Origin of the sequence: Enterobacter sp. MGH119, assembly GCF_001037675.1 — a bacterium.
GTDB classification, from domain to species: domain Bacteria; phylum Pseudomonadota; class Gammaproteobacteria; order Enterobacterales; family Enterobacteriaceae; genus Enterobacter; species Enterobacter hormaechei_C.
This window is the reverse complement of record NZ_KQ089929.1, coordinates 1,847,852-1,864,313: the sequence shown is the minus strand read 5'-3', so window position 1 is coordinate 1,864,313 and position 16,462 is coordinate 1,847,852. Positions and strand designations below refer to the sequence as shown.

The 16,462-nt window shown below is 57.1% G+C and carries 16 protein-coding genes; 8 read left to right on the top strand and 8 right to left on the bottom strand.

Annotation, left to right across the window (positions count from 1 at the left end; all coding sequences use genetic code 11):
* Window positions 1-224: 224 nt before the first annotated feature.
* The 6 genes from galM to modE form a co-directional block, all read right to left on the bottom strand.
* Window positions 225-1,268: a galactose-1-epimerase gene (gene galM, locus SK53_RS08870; RefSeq protein WP_048209097.1), complete on the bottom strand. Its 1,044-nt coding sequence runs from the start codon at window positions 1,266-1,268 to the stop codon at window positions 225-227.
* A complete protein-coding gene (galK, locus tag SK53_RS08865; RefSeq protein ID WP_003858559.1) occupies window positions 1,262-2,410 on the bottom strand; it encodes a galactokinase in 1,149 nt (382 codons plus the stop codon). The genes galM and galK overlap by 7 nt, the downstream gene beginning before the upstream one ends.
* A 2-nt stretch (window positions 2,411-2,412) precedes the next feature.
* Window positions 2,413-3,459, bottom strand: coding sequence for a galactose-1-phosphate uridylyltransferase (gene galT, locus SK53_RS08860; RefSeq protein WP_022650627.1), 1,047 nt, complete (start codon window positions 3,457-3,459; stop codon window positions 2,413-2,415).
* Window positions 3,460-3,468: 9 nt separating this feature from the next.
* Entirely contained in the window at window positions 3,469-4,485 is a 1,017-nt protein-coding gene (galE, locus tag SK53_RS08855) for a UDP-glucose 4-epimerase GalE (protein WP_003858554.1), read from the bottom strand.
* 201 nt (window positions 4,486-4,686) lie between these two features.
* Window positions 4,687-6,159: a molybdate ABC transporter ATP-binding protein ModF gene (modF, locus tag SK53_RS08850; protein ID WP_048209094.1), complete on the bottom strand. Its 1,473-nt coding sequence runs from the start codon at window positions 6,157-6,159 to the stop codon at window positions 4,687-4,689.
* Window positions 6,160-6,226: 67 nt separating this feature from the next.
* A complete protein-coding gene (gene modE / locus SK53_RS08845; RefSeq protein ID WP_003858550.1) occupies window positions 6,227-7,015 on the bottom strand; it encodes a molybdenum-dependent transcriptional regulator in 789 nt (262 codons plus the stop codon).
* Window positions 7,016-7,142: 127 nt separating this feature from the next.
* Between modE and SK53_RS08840 the strand changes: the two genes are divergently transcribed.
* From SK53_RS08840 to modC, 4 genes are all read left to right on the top strand, one after another.
* The gene (locus SK53_RS08840; RefSeq protein ID WP_003858549.1) at window positions 7,143-7,295 is read left to right on the top strand and encodes an AcrZ family multidrug efflux pump-associated protein; all 153 of its coding nucleotides are present in this window, start codon (window positions 7,143-7,145) and stop codon (window positions 7,293-7,295) included.
* A gap of 178 nt (window positions 7,296-7,473) precedes the next feature.
* Complete coding sequence (gene modA, locus SK53_RS08835) at window positions 7,474-8,250, top strand: molybdate ABC transporter substrate-binding protein (protein WP_048209092.1); 777 nt, start codon at window positions 7,474-7,476, stop codon at window positions 8,248-8,250.
* On the top strand, window positions 8,247-8,939 hold the full coding sequence (gene modB, locus SK53_RS08830) for a molybdate ABC transporter permease subunit (protein WP_022650632.1): 693 nt from the start codon (window positions 8,247-8,249) through the stop codon (window positions 8,937-8,939). The genes modA and modB overlap by 4 nt, the downstream gene beginning before the upstream one ends.
* Window positions 8,939-9,997, top strand: coding sequence for a molybdenum ABC transporter ATP-binding protein ModC (gene modC, locus SK53_RS08825; RefSeq protein ID WP_048209091.1), 1,059 nt, complete (start codon window positions 8,939-8,941; stop codon window positions 9,995-9,997). Before modB ends, modC begins: the two co-directional genes overlap by 1 nt.
* On the opposite strand, the gene SK53_RS08820 is transcribed toward modC, so the two are convergent.
* A complete protein-coding gene (locus tag SK53_RS08820; protein WP_023324340.1) occupies window positions 9,998-10,816 on the bottom strand; it encodes a pyridoxal phosphatase in 819 nt (272 codons plus the stop codon).
* A gap of 119 nt (window positions 10,817-10,935) precedes the next feature.
* Between SK53_RS08820 and pgl the strand changes: the two genes are divergently transcribed.
* A complete protein-coding gene (gene pgl / locus SK53_RS08815; RefSeq protein ID WP_022650634.1) occupies window positions 10,936-11,931 on the top strand; it encodes a 6-phosphogluconolactonase in 996 nt (331 codons plus the stop codon).
* A gap of 102 nt (window positions 11,932-12,033) precedes the next feature.
* Here the strand turns inward: pgl and SK53_RS08810 are convergent, their stop codons facing one another.
* On the bottom strand, window positions 12,034-13,317 hold the full coding sequence (locus SK53_RS08810) for a putative acyl-CoA thioester hydrolase (RefSeq protein WP_003858537.1): 1,284 nt from the start codon (window positions 13,315-13,317) through the stop codon (window positions 12,034-12,036).
* A gap of 223 nt (window positions 13,318-13,540) precedes the next feature.
* Between SK53_RS08810 and hutI the strand changes: the two genes are divergently transcribed.
* From hutI to SK53_RS08795, 3 genes are read left to right on the top strand one after another with little or no spacing between them, the layout of a single operon-like run.
* Window positions 13,541-14,764 (top strand): imidazolonepropionase, encoded by a 1,224-nt coding sequence (hutI, locus tag SK53_RS08805; RefSeq protein WP_003858536.1) that lies wholly within the window; start codon window positions 13,541-13,543, stop codon window positions 14,762-14,764.
* Window positions 14,761-15,699: a formimidoylglutamase gene (gene hutG / locus SK53_RS08800; protein ID WP_003858535.1), complete on the top strand. Its 939-nt coding sequence runs from the start codon at window positions 14,761-14,763 to the stop codon at window positions 15,697-15,699. The genes hutI and hutG overlap by 4 nt, the downstream gene beginning before the upstream one ends.
* A 19-nt stretch (window positions 15,700-15,718) precedes the next feature.
* On the top strand, window positions 15,719-16,453 hold the full coding sequence (locus SK53_RS08795) for a histidine utilization repressor (RefSeq protein WP_003858534.1): 735 nt from the start codon (window positions 15,719-15,721) through the stop codon (window positions 16,451-16,453).
* Window positions 16,454-16,462 lie beyond the last annotated feature (9 nt).

The following is a 16,462-nucleotide window of genomic DNA, read 5'->3' as shown; positions in this document are numbered from 1 at the left end:
ATATTGCCGTGACTGTGCCAGCAGCAACGCTTAACCCTAACCATAGCGAAAATAGTTCGAGAGTGTAAGATGCATGTGAATCCAGGGTTATGATTTTGTCTGCGATCGCCGCTATTTTCAGCAAGGCGGAGATAAAAAAGCCCTCGCGGTGAGGGCCAGGCTTTTTTGCCGGATGGCGCTTCGCTTATCAGGCCTACATTTGTAGGCCCGTGCGCCGCCGGACATTAAGCGCGCGGAATGAAATGATACTCGGTGACGCTTACGTACTCTTCACCCGGACGTAGCACGCAGTCCGGCTGCGGCCATTCAGGATGGTTAGGCGTGTCCGGCAGGAACTCGCTCTCCAGCGCCAGTCCTTGCCAGGCGCCGTAGGCGTCATGTTCGCGCGCCGTGGTACCCTCCAGATAGTTACCGGAATAGAACTGTAGGGCGGGGGCGGTGGTGTAGACCGTCATCTGTAACTTCTCATCAGCAGACCAGACCTGTGCGGCAGGTTGAGAAAGATCGCCTTTCGCCTGCAACAGGAAAGCATGGTCGTAGCCTTTCACCTTGCGCTGATCGTCATCACTCAGGAAATCCTGGGCGATGGTTTTCGGCTGACGAAAATCAAAGCTATTACCGCTTACCGGTTTCAGCCCCTGATAAGGGATACCCATCTCATCGACCGGCAGATACTCGTCCGACAGGATCTGGAGTTTATGGCTGCGGACATCGGTCTGATTACCGTCAAGGTTGAAATAGGCGTGGTTAGTCAGGTTGACCGGGCACGGCTTATCGACGGTCGCGCGGTACTCAATGGCGATGCGATTATCTTCGGTCAGGGTGAAGCGCGCCGTTGCGGTGAGATTGCCCGGGAAGCCCTGGTCTCCATCGAGGGAGTCCAGAGAGAACCAGACCTCACCGTCATTTTGCTGCACAATCTTCCAGCGACGTTTATCAAACCCTTCCGGGCCGCCGTGCAGCTGATTTTCGCCCTGGCTGGCAAGCAGGGAATACGTTACGCCGTCCAGCGTAAACCGGCTTCTGGCGATGCGGTTAGCGTAGCGGCCTATGGATGCGCCCAGAAAAGCGGTCTGCTCGATATACTGCTCCGGCGATGCGCAGCCGAGCAGGGTTTCGCGCACGCTGCCGTCAGGCATCGGTACGCGGGCAGAAAGTAACGTTGCGCCCCAGTCCATCAGCGTAACCACCATCCCGGCGCTGTTGCGCAGGGTTAACAGGCGATACGGCAGACCATCCGGTGCGAGTGTAGGTATTTCGTTTAGCACTGTCCGGCTCCTTGTGATGCTTTACAGACGTAGAAAGTTTCTTTGATGCCCGTTTTGGCTTCGTACTGCTTAGCCACGGCGTCCTGGACGGCAGGGACCAGCTCTTCCGGCACGAGGGCGACGACGCACCCGCCAAATCCGCCGCCGGTCATACGCACGCCGCCTTTGTCGCCAATCGTGGCTTTCACAATTTCAACCAGGGTGTCGATTTGCGGCACGGTGATTTCGAAATCGTCACGCATGGAGGCATGCGATTCGGCCATCAGCTCGCCCATCCGTTTCAGGTCACCTTTCGCCAGCGCGGAGGCGGCTTCTACGGTACGGGCATTTTCGGTCAGTATATGGCGCACGCGCTTCGTGACAACCGGGTCCAGCTCGTGGGCGACCTTGTTAAATTCATCAAGTGAGACATCACGCAGGGCTGGCTGCTGGAAGAAGCGCGCGCCGGTTTCGCACTGTTCGCGACGGGTGTTGTACTCGCTGCCCACCAGGGTGCGTTTGAAGTTGCTGTTGATGATCACCACAGCCGCACCTTTAGGCAGCGGAACCGCTTTGGTCCCGAGGGAGCGACAGTCAATCAGCAAAGCGTGTTCTTTCTTGCCCAGCGCGGAAATCAGCTGATCCATAATGCCGCAGTTGCAGCCCACGAACTGGTTTTCCGCTTCCTGACCGTTCAGGGCGATCTGCGCCCCGTCCAGCGGCAGATGATAAAGCTGCTGGAACACGGTGCCGACCGCCACTTCCAGAGATGCGGAAGAGCTTAATCCCGCCCCCTGCGGCACGTTGCCGCTGATCACCAGATCGGCCCCGCCGAAATTCTTGTTACGCTTTTGCAGGTGCTTCACCACGCCGCGAACATAGTTCGACCACTGCTGGCTGTCGTGGGTCACGATCGGCGCATCGAGGGAAAATTCGTCAATTTCGTTGCCGTAATCCGCGGCGATTACTCGCACATGACGATCGTCGCGTTTCGCACAGCTGATCACCGTCTGGTAGTCGATGGCACACGGCAGGACAAAACCGTCGTTATAGTCGGTGTGCTCGCCGATCAGATTAACGCGGCCTGGCGCCTGGATAACATGGGTGGCAGGGTAGCCAAATTTTTCAGCAAACAGGGATTGTGTTTTATCTTTCAGACTCATTTTTAGACTCCTGATTCGCGGTAATGGACGTCGCTAACGGCACGCAGACGTTCTGCCGCCTGTTCCGCCGTCAGGTCGCGCTGGGTTTCCGCCAGCATTTCATAGCCCACCATGAATTTACGTACCGTTGCTGAGCGCAGCAGCGGCGGGTAGAAGTGTGCATGTAACTGCCAGTGTTGATTCTCTTCGCCGTTAAACGGCGCGCCGTGCCAGCCCATGGAGTAGGGGAAGGAGCACTGGAAGAGGTTGTCGTAGCGGCTGGTCAGTTTTTTCAGCGCCAGCGCCAGGTCGTCACGCTGGGCGTCGCTGAGTTCGGTAATGCGCTGAACATGGGCTTTCGGCAGCAGCAGCGTCTCAAATGGCCACGCCGCCCAGTAAGGGACTACCGCAAGCCAGTGTTCGGTTTCCACCACGGTACGGCTGCCATCCGCCAGCTCACGCTGGGTGTAATCCACCAGCATAGGCGAACCGTTCTGGGTGAAATACGCTTTTTGCAGTCGGTCCTCACGCTCGGCTTCGTTCGGCAGGAAGCTGTTCGCCCAGATCTGACCGTGCGGATGTGGGTTGGAGCAGCCCATCGCCGCGCCTTTATTTTCAAACACCTGCACCCACGGATAGCTCTGGCCCAGCTCCGCGGTTTGCACCTGCCAGGTGCTGACCACCTCTTTCAGGGCATCCACGCTCAGCTCCGGCAACGTTTTGCTGTGATCGGGCGAGAAGCAGATCACGCGGCTGGTGCCGCGGGCGCTTTCGCAGCGCATCAGCGGGTCATGGCTTTCCGGCGCGTCCGGCGTATCGGTCATCAGCGCGGCAAAGTCGTTAGTAAACACGAAGGTGCCTTTGTAGTCCGGGTTTTTATCGCCCGTCACGCGGGTATTGCCCGGGCAGAGGAAACAGTCCGGATCATGCTGCGGCAGCGTCTGTTTGGCAGGCGTCTCTTGCGCCCCCTGCCAGGGGCGCTTGGCGCGATGCGGTGAAACTAAAATCCATTGCCCGCTGAGCGGGTTAAAACGACGATGCGGGTGATCGACGGGATTGAATTGCGTCATGACAAATCCTTAGTCCGGATAGCCCTGCGGATGGCGTGATTGCCAGTGCCAGGTATCCTGTGCCATTTCATCGAGCGTGCGGGTGACACGCCAGTTGAGCTCTTTATCCGCTTTGGTGGCATCGGCCCAGTAAGCCGGGAGGTCGCCATCACGGCGGGGAGCGAAGTGATACTTCACCGGCTTGCCGCAGGCTTTACTGAAAGCATTCACCACATCCAGCACGCTGCTGCCAATCCCGGCGCCGAGGTTGTAAATATGCACGCCCGGTTTGTCCGCCAGTTGCTGCATCGCCGCCACGTGGCCGTCGGCCAGATCCATGACGTGAATGTAATCGCGCACGCCGGTGCCATCTTCGGTGGGATAATCGTTACCAAAAATCGCCAGGGAATCGCGACGCCCTACGGCAACCTGCGCGATATACGGCATCAGGTTGTTAGGAATGCCCTGCGGATCTTCGCCCATATCACCTGAAGGATGCGCGCCGACCGGGTTGAAGTAGCGCAGCAACGCGATGCTCCACTCAGGCTGGGCTTTTTGCAGGTCGGTCAGGATCTGCTCTACCATCAGCTTGCTTTTGCCATACGGGCTTTGCGGCGTACCGGTCGGGAAGCTTTCAACGTAAGGAATTTTTGGCTGATCGCCGTAGACGGTTGCGGAAGAGCTGAAGATAAAGTTTTTAACGTTGGCCGCACGCATGGCGGAGATCAGACGCAGGGTACCGTTGACGTTGTTGTCATAGTACTCAAGCGGTTTTGCCACCGATTCGCCAACCGCTTTCAGGCCCGCGAAGTGGATAACGGTTTCAATCGCGTGATCGTGAAGGATTTCAGTCATCAATGCTTCATTGCGGATATCGCCTTCCACGAAAGTCGGCTGTTTACCCGAAAGGCGTTCAATGACCGGCAGCACGCTGCGCTTACTGTTGCACAGGTTATCAAGAATGACAACATCGTGGCCGCTTTGCAGCAGTTGCACACAGGTATGACTTCCTATGTAACCGCTACCACCTGTTACCAGAACTCGCATATTTCGCTCCATTAGGCTTATGGTATGAATTAACCATAGCATATCAGAGACGCGAAAAGTGTGACATGGGATAAAATAGTGGTATCGTTTACACTGGTTTTCACACGCGCTTTTTCTCAGACTGAGTGCATTGTAGATCAAAGAGATAGAGATGTATTGTTGCAGGTTGTCTGAAAAGCGGAGGGCAGCGCCCTCCGAGCGTTAATCGATTTTGCTCAGCAGGTAGCGGTATTGCTCGCCGTCAGGGACAAATTCCAGCCGATGGGTGATGCAGGACGGGGCATCCTCAGCATGGTGGGACACAAACAGCAGCTGGGTTTCACCTTCGCTAATCAGGACATCCACAAAGCGGCGGATCAGCTGACGGTTGAGCGGATCCAGCCCCTGCAACGGTTCATCCAGAATCAGCAGCGTAGGGTGCTTGACCAGCGCGCGGACGATCAATGCCAGCCGCTGCTGCCCCCACGACAGGCTGTGGAAGGGTGCATCGGCGACCCGGTTATCCATACCCAGAATATCCAGCCACTGCTGCGCCAGCTTGTGCTGCTTGTCGGATACCGCCTGATAAATACCAATGGAGTCGAAGAAGCCAGAGAGGATCACGTTTCGCACCGTGGTGCTCACCCGGTAGTCCAGATGCAGGCTGCTGCTGACATAGCCGATGTGCTTTTTGATATCCCAGATGGTTTCCCCGCTGCCGCGGCGACGGCCGAACAGGGTGAGATCGTTGCTGTATCCCTGCGGGTGATCCCCGGTGATCAGGCTCAGCAGCGTGGATTTACCCGCCCCGTTGGGGCCGACGATCTGCCAGTGCTCACCAGGATTAACCGTCCAGCTGAGGTGATTAAGAATAGGGCGATCGTCGTAAGCAACCACCCCATCGCGCAGCACAATGCGCGGCTGGTCAGGATCCAGCCCGTGGCGCGCCGAAGGCGCATCCGGCTCCGGCAGGGCAATACCGTCCAGTTTCTCGCTGTGGGCCAGCTGCGCAATCAGCGCCTGCCGAAGCAGTACGGCTTTCTCGCCGGTTTCGGTCAGGCTACAGTCCGCCAGCACGCCTGCATAATGTACGAAATCCGGGATCTCATCAAAGCGGTTCAGGACCAGTACAAGGGTGTATCCCTGCTGGTTAAGCGACGCCAGCAACGCTGCCAGCTGCGCGCGGGACTGTACATCCAGTCCGTCAAACGGTTCATCCAGGATCAAGAGTTCCGGCTCGCTCATCAGCGCCTGACACAGCAGCGTTTTGCGCGTCTCACCGGTAGAAAGATATTTGAAACGGCGGTTAAGCAGGGCGGTAATGCCAAATTGCTCCGCCAGCTGCTGACAGCGGGCAGGATCTTTTATCTCATCCTGGATAATTTCCGCCGTCGTGCGGCCGGTATCTTCTTCGCCGGGGCTGAGCAAATCGGTATTGTTACGCTGCCACTCATCGCTGACCAGCTTTTGCAGCTGTTCGAAGGAAAGGCGCGTCAGCCGGGTAAAGGTGCACCGACGTTCACCCTTCAGTTGGGTTAATTCGCCTGCCAAAGCGCGGACCAGCGCGGATTTTCCGCTGCCATTAGAGCCCACAAACGCCCAGCTTTCTCCGGCGCGAAGGGTTAACTCTGGCAGCGATAAGGTACGGGTATCGCTAAGACGAAACGTGCCTTGCGAAATATGCAATGATGACATGTGTTATCCCATTTTTTGCAGCAACAGATGTCAGGGATACTCAGTGTAAGCAGGGTTGTCAATGTGCTTAGCACAATGTGGCGATAATTATCCTGTCTGCATTGAAATATGCGGTCACCACAGCACCTTCGTCTAATTCGGTCGCGTCGTTCACCGGAACGGTGGCGCAGAGCAACTGTCCATCCGGCAGGGTCATCAGCACTTCACACTGTTCTGCGCCGCGCTCGATGTGGCTGATGCGTCCCCGCAGCTGGTTGTCGGCCTCTGCGGCCTGCTCAGGGTTAAGCGTGATGCTGATCCAGGGGGCTTTGAGTAATACCAGCACCTCCTGACCTTCGTTCAGCCCAAGGCGTTGACCACTTTGCGCGGTGATGGCGGCTTTCAGGCGCGTCGTGCCGTCCGCGAGCAGGATCTCAATATGCTCCTGCACCTGCGAATGATCGCGCCCCGTCACCGTACCAAACCACTGGTTACGGGCGCTGGTCTGCAAAGAGAAACGGGAGATGGCGCCCAGCAGGCTGTCCAGCGGCAGGTTGTCGTCATCGCTCAGCACATCAAATGCTTTTTGCTGGATCTGCGCCAGTAAATCGTAGAGCTGGATCAGACGTTGCCCGTAACGCGTCAACACGGCGCCGCCGCCGCCTTTCCCGCCGGTGGCGCGCTCAACCAGCGTGTGTTCACTCAGGGTGTTCATGTCGTTAATCGCATCCCAGGCGCTTTTATAGCTGATGCCGGCGTTTTTTGCTCCCTGGCTAATCGAGCCAGTTTGTTCTATTTGTTTTAACAGGGCGATACGTCGCGGATCGGCGAAAAGCTTCTGCTGAAGTCGTAGGGTGAGGAGAATTTCGGCCTGCATAACAGTGTCCCGGCAAAAAGGCTATTGTGACCCAAATGCCCGGGGGCGGAAAGCGCACCGCACAAAAGGGGATGTTTTTCTTACTTTTCAGGGTAGAATAAGCCGTTCACAAGATCTGGAGAAAACCATGTTAGAGTTGTTGAAAAGTCTGGTATTCGCGGTAATCATGGTGCCAGTAGTGATGGCTATCATCCTCGGTGCCATCTACGGCCTGGGTGAAGTGTTCAACGTCTTTTCGAACATTGGTCATCGTCGTGACCAGCCTAAAAAGCAGCAATGATTTCCTCCAAAACGCCCGGCCAGCCCGGGCGTTTTGCTCTCAAGTTTATTCCTCTCCCGCCGATATCTTTTACAACGTTCCTTGAGTTTACGCATTAATGGGTACGATTTAGCGCTAGGAACGCCTGCGATATATCGTTATATTTATTTGTATATAACGATACGCACAGGAGCTTCAAATGGCACGTTCATGGGTACGCCTTTTCGCAGGGGCAACGCTGACTCTCTCACTCACCGGCCACGCGCTGGCGGATGAAGGAAAAATCACGGTCTTTGCGGCGGCGTCGCTGACTAACGCGATGCAGGATATTGCTGCGGTATACAAAAAAGAGAAAAACGTCGAGGTGGTCTCGTCGTTTGCCTCCTCGTCCACGCTGGCCCGCCAGATTGAAGCGGGGGCGCCCGCGGATCTGTTCATCTCTGCCGATCAGAAATGGATGGATTACGCGGTGGAGAAAAAATCTGTTGATACGGCTACCCGCGAAACGCTGCTGGGAAATAGCCTGGTGGTGGTTGCACCCGCAAACAGCAAGCAGGGCGACATCGCCATCAACAAACAGACGGACTGGACCCGTCTGCTCAACGGTGGTCGTCTGGCGGTGGGCGATCCGGAGCATGTTCCTGCCGGGATTTATGCGAAAGAAGCGCTGCAAAAACTTGGCGCATGGGAAACCTTATCGCCGAAGCTGGCTCCCGCAGAAGATGTGCGTGGCGCGCTGGCGCTGGTGGAGCGTAACGAAGCGCCACTCGGGATCGTTTACGGCTCCGATGCCGTCGCCAGTAAAGGCGTGAAGGTAGTGGGTACCTTCCCGGAAGACTCGCATAAGAAAGTGGAATATCCTGTTGCGATAGTTGATGGGCATAAAAATGCGAGCGTGACGGCCTTCGTTGACTACCTGAAGGGGGCGGAAGCGTCCGCTATCTTTAAACGTTACGGATTTACGACTCACGAATGATATTGACCGAACCTGAATGGCAGGCCGTGCTGCTGAGCCTGAAAGTCTCTTCCCTGGCGGTTGCGCTGAGTTTGCCCTTTGGGGTGTTCTTTGCCTGGTTACTGGTTCGCGTGAAGTTTCCAGGCAAAGCCCTGCTCGACAGTGTTCTTCATCTTCCGCTCGTCTTGCCGCCTGTGGTGGTCGGCTATCTGCTGCTGATCTCCATGGGGCGACGCGGCGTTATTGGCGAGTGGCTGTACGACTGGTTCGGACTGACCTTTGCTTTCAGCTGGCGCGGCGCGGTTCTGGCCGCGGCAGTAATGTCCTTCCCGCTGATGGTGCGCGCTATCCGCCTGGCGCTGGAAGGGGTGGATATCCGGTTAGAACAGGCCGCCCGCACGCTGGGCGCAGGCCGCTGGCGGGTATTCCTGACCATTACGCTTCCGCTTACGTTACCGGGCATTATCGTCGGTACGGTGTTAGCCTTCGCCCGCTCGTTGGGTGAGTTTGGCGCGACCATCACCTTTGTGTCGAACATTCCCGGCGAGACGCGGACCATCCCGTCGGCCATGTATACCCTGATTCAGACCCCGGGCGGCGAAGGTGCGGCGGCCCGGCTGTGTATTATTTCGATTGTGCTCGCTCTGGTCTCGCTGCTGGTGTCTGAGTGGCTGGCGCGCCTCAGCCGTGAACGGATGGGGAAATCGTGATGCTGGAACTCAACTTTACGCAAACCCTGGGCAGTCACACCCTGACGCTGAACGAAACGCTGCCTGCCAGCGGTATCACCGCCATTTTTGGCGTGTCCGGGGCGGGGAAAACGTCTCTGATTAATGCGATTAGCGGCCTGACGCGTCCCCAGTCTGGCCGTGTTGTGCTAAATAACCGCGTCTTAAATGACGCGGAGAAGAAGGTCTGCCTGTCACCGGACAAACGCCGTATCGGCTATGTGTTTCAGGATGCGCGCCTGTTTCCGCACTACAGCGTTCGCGGGAACCTGCGTTACGGCATGGCAAAAAGCATGGCCGGACAGTTCAATAAGCTGGTGGCGCTGCTGGGCATCGAACCGCTGCTGGATCGTCTGCCGTCGTCGCTGTCGGGTGGTGAAAAACAGCGTGTGGCGATTGGCCGCGCCCTGTTAACCGCGCCGGAACTGCTGCTGCTGGATGAGCCGCTGGCCTCGCTGGATATTCCGCGCAAGCGCGAGCTGCTGCCGTATCTGCAACGTCTGGCGCGGGAAATCAATGTGCCAATGCTCTACGTCAGCCATTCGCTGGATGAGATTTTACATCTGGCCGACAAAGTGCTGGTGCTCGAAGCGGGCAGGGTGAAGGCATTCGGCAATCTGGAGGAGGTGTGGGGCAGCAGCGTTATGCATCCATGGCTGCCAAAGGAGCAGCAGAGCAGCATTCTGAAGGTGAGCGTGCTGGAGCACCATCCGCACTACGCGATGACCGCGCTGGCGCTGGGCGATCAGCATTTGTGGGTGAATAAAATCGATACGCCGATTCAGTCCACGTTACGGATCCGCATTCAGGCGTCGGATGTCTCATTGGTCCTGCAACCGCCGCTGCAAACCAGTATCCGCAATATTTTGCGCGCAAAAGTGGCGCAGTGTTTTGATGATAACGGCCAGGTGGAAGTGCAGCTGGAAGTGGGCAGCAGAACGCTGTGGGCGCGCATCAGCCCGTGGGCCAGGGATGAGCTGGGTATCAAGCCTGGCCTGTGGCTTTACGCGCAAATCAAGAGCGTTTCCATAACCGCCTGATCACAGCAGGTGGGTATAGATATACTGCGCGATGCTGTCGGTGGTGTTATCACCAATCACCACGTCAGCGCGCGCTTTCACCGCGTCATCGGCATTACCCATCGCCACGCCCGTTCCGGCCGCTTCCAGCATGCTGATGTCGTTATAGTTATCGCCGAAAGCAATTACGTCCTGCATTGATCCGCCCTGCGATTCAACGAACTGGGTCAGACGCCTTCCTTTGCTGTTGCCTTTGCGGGCGATATCCACCTGATCGTGCCAGGACCATTCACATTCCAGACCCAGCGTATGCTCGACAAGTTTTGCGAAGGTATTCAGTTTGGCGGTGTCTTCATCGGTCAGGGCAAATTTCCAGATTGCTTCGACGTCTTCCGCCGCCTGGCGCAGGGAGGAAACCTGAGTAAACACCGGACGCTGCGCTTCCGGCAGAGACAGAGCCCAGTTGCTGGTGCGGATCACATGGCCGGTAGGGCGTTCATACACCATGGCGTTATCCACATACATCAGGCCGTGAATGGCGTGCTCATCCAGTAAATCAATCAATTGCAGCGCCTGCGTAACGGGAAGCGGATCGGAGGCTAAAACCTTTTTTGCCTGATAATCATACAAATAGGTGCCATTACAACAAATTGCAGGTGTATCTAAGCCCAGTGCCTGATAAAAAGGATGAATGGCTACGTGATGTCGACCCGTTACGATGAGAAGTTGATACCCCGCTTCCTGGGCTCGTTTGAGGGCCTCAAGAGAAGAGGGGAGCAGGGTTTTCTGAGGGGTAAGCAGTGTTCCGTCTAAATCCAGGGCAATCACTCGCGAGGTCATTTTTTCTTCCGGGTTAATGTTGAATTTAAGGTCTGTCGGGATGGTACACCGAGAGCGGAACCCTGCAAAATCCCGGACTACAATTCAGCATTCACCGTTAAAAATAATCAGGAGTATTCATGAAACAAACCGTTTATACCGCCAGTCCTGAAAGTCAGCAGATCCATGTCTGGCGTTTGAATACAGAAGGTTCGCTTACGCTGGTTCAGGTTGTTGATGTGCCAGGCCAGGTGCAGCCGATGGTCGTCAGCCCGGATAAACGTTTTCTTTATGTCGGCGTACGCCCCGAATTCCGCGTACTGGCATACCGCATCTCCCCGGATGACGGCGCGCTGACCTATACCGCAGAAGCCCCGCTGCCGGGCAGCCCGACCCATATTTCCACTGACCATAAAGGCAACTTTATCTTCAGCGGCTCCTACAATGCAGGCTCCGTGAGCGTCACCCGCCTGGAAGACGGTATTCCCGTTGAAACCGTCGACGTGGTAGAAGGGCTCGAAGGTTGCCACTCAGCCAACATTTCGCCGGATAACCGCACGCTGTGGGTGCCAGCGCTTAAGCAGGACCGCATCTGCCTGTTTACCCTGAGCGATGACGGCCATCTGGTCGCGCAGAGCCCGGCGGAAGTCACCACCGTTGAAGGCGCAGGCCCGCGCCACATGGTCTTCCATCCGAATCAGCAGTATGCCTATGTCGTTAACGAGCTGAACAGCTCGGTAGACGTGTGGGAGCTGAACGATCCTAACGGGCAGATCGAGTGCGTACAGACGCTGGACATGATGCCATCTGATTTCTCTGACACACGCTGGGCGGCAGACATTCACATCACGCCGGATGGCCGTCACCTGTATGCCTGTGACCGTACCTCCAGTCTGATCACCGTCTTCAGCGTCTCTGAAGACGGCAGCGTTCTGGCAGTTGAAGGCTTCCAGCCAACTGAAACCCAGCCGCGCGGCTTTAATGTCGACCACAGCGGCAAGTACCTGATTGCGGCGGGGCAGAAATCCCACCACATTGCGCTCTATGAAATCCAGGGCGTGCAGGGTCTACTGGAAGAGAAAGGACGCTATGCGGTCGGACAAGGGCCGATGTGGGTTGTGATTAACGCTCATTGATCCGTAGACGAAAAAAAACCTCGCAAATGCGAGGTTTTTTATGCGCGGTTAATGCATGTGGCAGGCCGGGTAAGGCGCAGCCGCCACCCGGCAGCAGGCATTTTACTGCTTCGGCTCAGCAACCACTTTGCTACCCAGACCGCGGTTGTTGTATTCCCACATGCGGTTGAAGTTAGCGTCGTTCAGGTTACGCTGCACGTTGTCTTTATCATCCACCGTGCCGGTGTTGCCGGAGAAAGGACGTTTCGAGATCGCCGCATCCGCCCACGGTTTCGCCATGTTAAAGCCTTCGTTAATCACGCTGTCGCGGATCACTACCTGGCCGTTAGTGGCGGAGTCCACGTCCAGAGAGCGACCAAGCTGCGCCACGCCATCGCCAGCAGCAGTAAAGCGACTATTCACGGCCAGGAAGCCATAGAACAGGTTAGACTGCGTGGCCGGTGCAAAGACGTAACCTTCCTGCTGCGTACGTGAATTCACCACGCGGAAGTCGGTGTTATCAAATACCACCGCGCCGCGGCCAGAGACCATATCCACGTCGCCTTCAATGTAGCTGTTGGTGACCAGAGTACGCGTCAGACGGTTGTTCTGAAGGGTATTCTGCACGCCGCTGTTGGTCACGAAGAAGGTGTTCTGGCGGCCCAGGATATTGACGTTGTTAATCTGTACCTTGTCGCCATCGCTACGCAGCGCCACGGCCTGATGATTACCTGCGTCAACGCTGTCGCCCAGGGTGTTCTGAATGGTCAGGTTTTGCAATTGCAGGCCATTGTTTTGTGACCAGAATACCGCCGAACACATCACGCCAATGGTGGCGGCACGCTTGCGCTGGCAGTTATCAAACATATACCACGCCGGTTTACCTGGCATGTATTTACCGGCCGGGTTTACCAGATGGCGCCAGGTGGTGCTGTCGATCTCTGAATCAATCGCCAGGCCAATCTTTACGTCGACCGCTTTTTCGCCCAGGCCGTAAAGTGTAATGCTTCCCGGTGCCGCCGGAACATAAACGGTTCCTTCGTATTCACCCGGCAGGATGGCAATGTACTGACGAGATGCGCTGTGTTTGGTGATTGCGGCATCAACGGCTGCCTGAATAGAGGTGTGTGTAACGCCCTGCGCCCCGGCCGGGCCGACAACGAAGTCTGGCTGTTTCGGCAGGTTAATAGAAGAAGGCGTCCACGGGGCTGCATTGGGATCCATCGCCGAGAAATAGTGCGCACGGGTGAAGTTCTTCGCTTCAGCCGCTGACAGGATCGGACGGGAAGCGGTGCCCGGAGCAACCTGCTCAGAAGGTTGCTGATCCGGTGGTGTTGAACTGCAAGCGGATAAAGTCACGCCAAAGGCGAGTGCCAACGCCAGACGGGAAATCCTGGAAATATTCAAGGTAATGCTCCTGGGTATGCAAGTCTTATCTGGATAGACGAAATAGCCTGCTTTTTTATACTAAGTTGAGCGAAACGGGAAGATAAAAACCGGAAAAGTTGCATTTTTGCCCGCAGGCGACGGGAAAGTCATCACAAATAAATAACATTTTCCCCCAATGCGGTTGACAGCAGGCGGCAGATGAAAATAAATGTCTATACAACCCATGACAAGTGGAAGGCACATGCAGCAGCTTAATCCCGATGATGTTATATGGCGAAATGCGCGACTGGCAACCCTGGCGACAGGCGAGGCGGAACCCTACGGCCTGAGAGAACAACATGCCCTCGTTGTGCGCGGCCAGACGATTCTGGCCATTATTCCTGAATCCGAGATCCCCTCCGGGCATTGTCAGTGTGTCGATCTCGACGGGCGTCTGGTTACTCCCGGCCTGATCGATTGCCACACCCACCTGGTGTTCGGCGGCGATCGTGCAGCGGAATGGGAGCAACGGCTTAACGGCGTGTCATATCAGACCATTAGCGCGCAGGGCGGCGGAATTAACGCCACGGTCACGGCCACCCGCAACAGTTCGCCGGAAACGCTCCTGACGGTGGCGCAGCAGCGACTCCAGCGGCTGATGAATGAAGGCGTAACGACCGTTGAAATAAAATCAGGATACGGTCTGAATGCCGAAGCCGAAGAGAAAATGCTGCTGGTTGCCCGCCAGCTCAGCCTGAATAATCTGGTCGATATCAGCCCGACGTTGCTGGCCGCGCATGCCGTTCCTGCCGAGTACCGACAAGATCCGGATGCCTATCTGGCGCTGGTCTGTGAGCAGATCATGCCCACGCTGTGGCAAAAAGAGTTATTTGAAGCGGTGGACGTGTTTTGTGAAAACGTCGGCTTTACCCCGGCGCAAACCGAGCGCCTGTTCCGGGCCGCCGCCGCGCTCGGGATCCCGGTAAAAGGGCATGTAGAACAACTGTCGAATCTTGGCGGCGCGGCGCTGGTCAGCCAGTATAAAGGGCTGTCGGCCGATCATATTGAGTATCTCGATGATGCAGGTATTCAGGCGATGGCGCAAAGCGGCACGGTGGCGGTATTGCTCCCCGGCGCGTTCTATTTTCTTCAGGAGCGCCAGCGTCCACCGGTGGCTCAGCTCAGAGAGCAGGGTGTGCCGATGGCGGTGGCTACCGACTACAACCCGGGCACCAGTCCGTTTGCCAGCCTGCATCTGGCAATGAACATGGCCTGCGTCCAGTTTGGCCTCACGCCGGAAGAGGCCTGGGCTGGCGTGACGCGGCATGCGGCGCAGGCGCTAGGACGTGCTGCGACGCACGGGCAGTTAAAGCCCGGTTATGTGGCTGATTTCGTCGTCTGGGAGGCGAATCATCCGGTTGAGATGGTTTACGAGCCGGGGCGGAATCCTTTGTATCAACGCGTGTTTCGGGGGCAGGTAGCATGAAACTGTGGCATCCCGTCTCCCCGCAGGTCTGGCAGGGGCGTGACGACAGCGCCGAGTCCAGCACCGCGAAACGTCTCTTCCAGACCATACAGCAGCGCGAACACTTTTCTCCCGTGCCGTCAGGCATTGCCCTGCTGGGCTTTGAATGTGATGAAGGGGTTAAGCGTAACCAGGGCAGGCCCGGTGCTGCACAGGCGCCCGATGTGTTGCGCGGCGCGCTGGCGAATATGGCGAGCCATCAGGGGCATGCGCGCCTCGTGGATATGGGTTCTGTTTATGTTGAAGGACACGCGCTGGAGGCGGCACAGCAGGCGCTGAGCGAGGCCATAACCGCGTGCCAGCAATCCGGGATGCGTACTCTGGTTTTCGGCGGTGGACATGAAACCGCCTGGGCGCACGGGCGCGGCGTGCTGGACGCCTTTCCGAACGATCGCATTGCGGTGATCAACCTGGATGCGCACCTCGATTTACGCAAGGCTGAACGGGCAACGTCCGGCACGCCGTTCCGCCAGCTGGCGCACTACTGCGCGTCTCAGTCTCGGGTGTTTCACTACGCCTGCCTGGGGGTAAGCCGTGCGGCGAATACTCAGGCGCTGTGGGAGGAAGCTGAGCGGTTGAACGTGACGCTGGTTGAAGATCTCGATTTTCGCCGGGATGCGCTATCCGCGCTGGATAGCGTGCTTACGCAGGCAGACCGGGTTTATCTCACCGTTGACCTCGATGTGCTGCCTGCCGCAGAAATGCCCGCCGTGTCCGCCCCTGCGGCGTTGGGGATCCCGGCGCTGGATCTGTTCCCGGTGATTGAGCGTATCTGCCGAAGCGGTAAACTACAGGCGGCGGATCTGGTGGAATTTAATCCGCACTACGATCGGGACGGTCAGGGCGCTAAGCTCGCCGCCCGACTGGCCTGGCAAATTGCTCACTGGTGGGCATAACAACATTCAAGGAGTCATGATGTTTTCACGCTCGCCCCTGCCGCAGCCGAGCCCTCCCGCGCCTTTTTACGAAAAGGTGAAGCAGGCGATCAGCGAAAAAATCGCAGCCGGCGTCTGGCGCCCGCATGACCGCATTCCGTCCGAGGCCGAGCTGGTGGCGCAGTTTGGCTTTAGCCGAATGACCATCAACCGCGCACTGCGTGAACTGACCGATGAAGGGTTGCTGGTGCGCCTGCAAGGGGTGGGGACATTTGTGGCGGAGCCAAAAGGACAGTCGGCGCTGTTTGAAATCCGCAGCATTGCCGATGAAATTGCCGCCCGCAACCATCAGCACCACTGCGAGGTGCTGGTGCTTGAAGAGACGCAGGCCAGCGCCGAACAGGCCATCGAGCTGAACGTTACCGAGGGCACCCGGATTTTCCATTCGGTGATGGTGCACTATGAGAACGACATTCCGGTCCAGATTGAAGATCGCTGCGTCAACGCGGAGCGGATACCGGACTATCTGAATCAGGATTACACCCAAACCACACCGCATGCGTATCTCTCGCTCGTCGCCCCGCTGACGGAAGGGGAGCATATCGTGGAAGCCGTGCGCGCCACGCCGCAGGAATGCGAGCTGTTGCGTATTAAAGAGCACGATCCCTGCCTGCTGATCCGCCGTCGTACCTGGTCGTCCTCACAAATTGTGTCGCATGCGAAGCTGCTGTTCCCGGGAAATCGCTACCGGTTGCAGGGCCACTTTATGTCATAAGTTTTATAA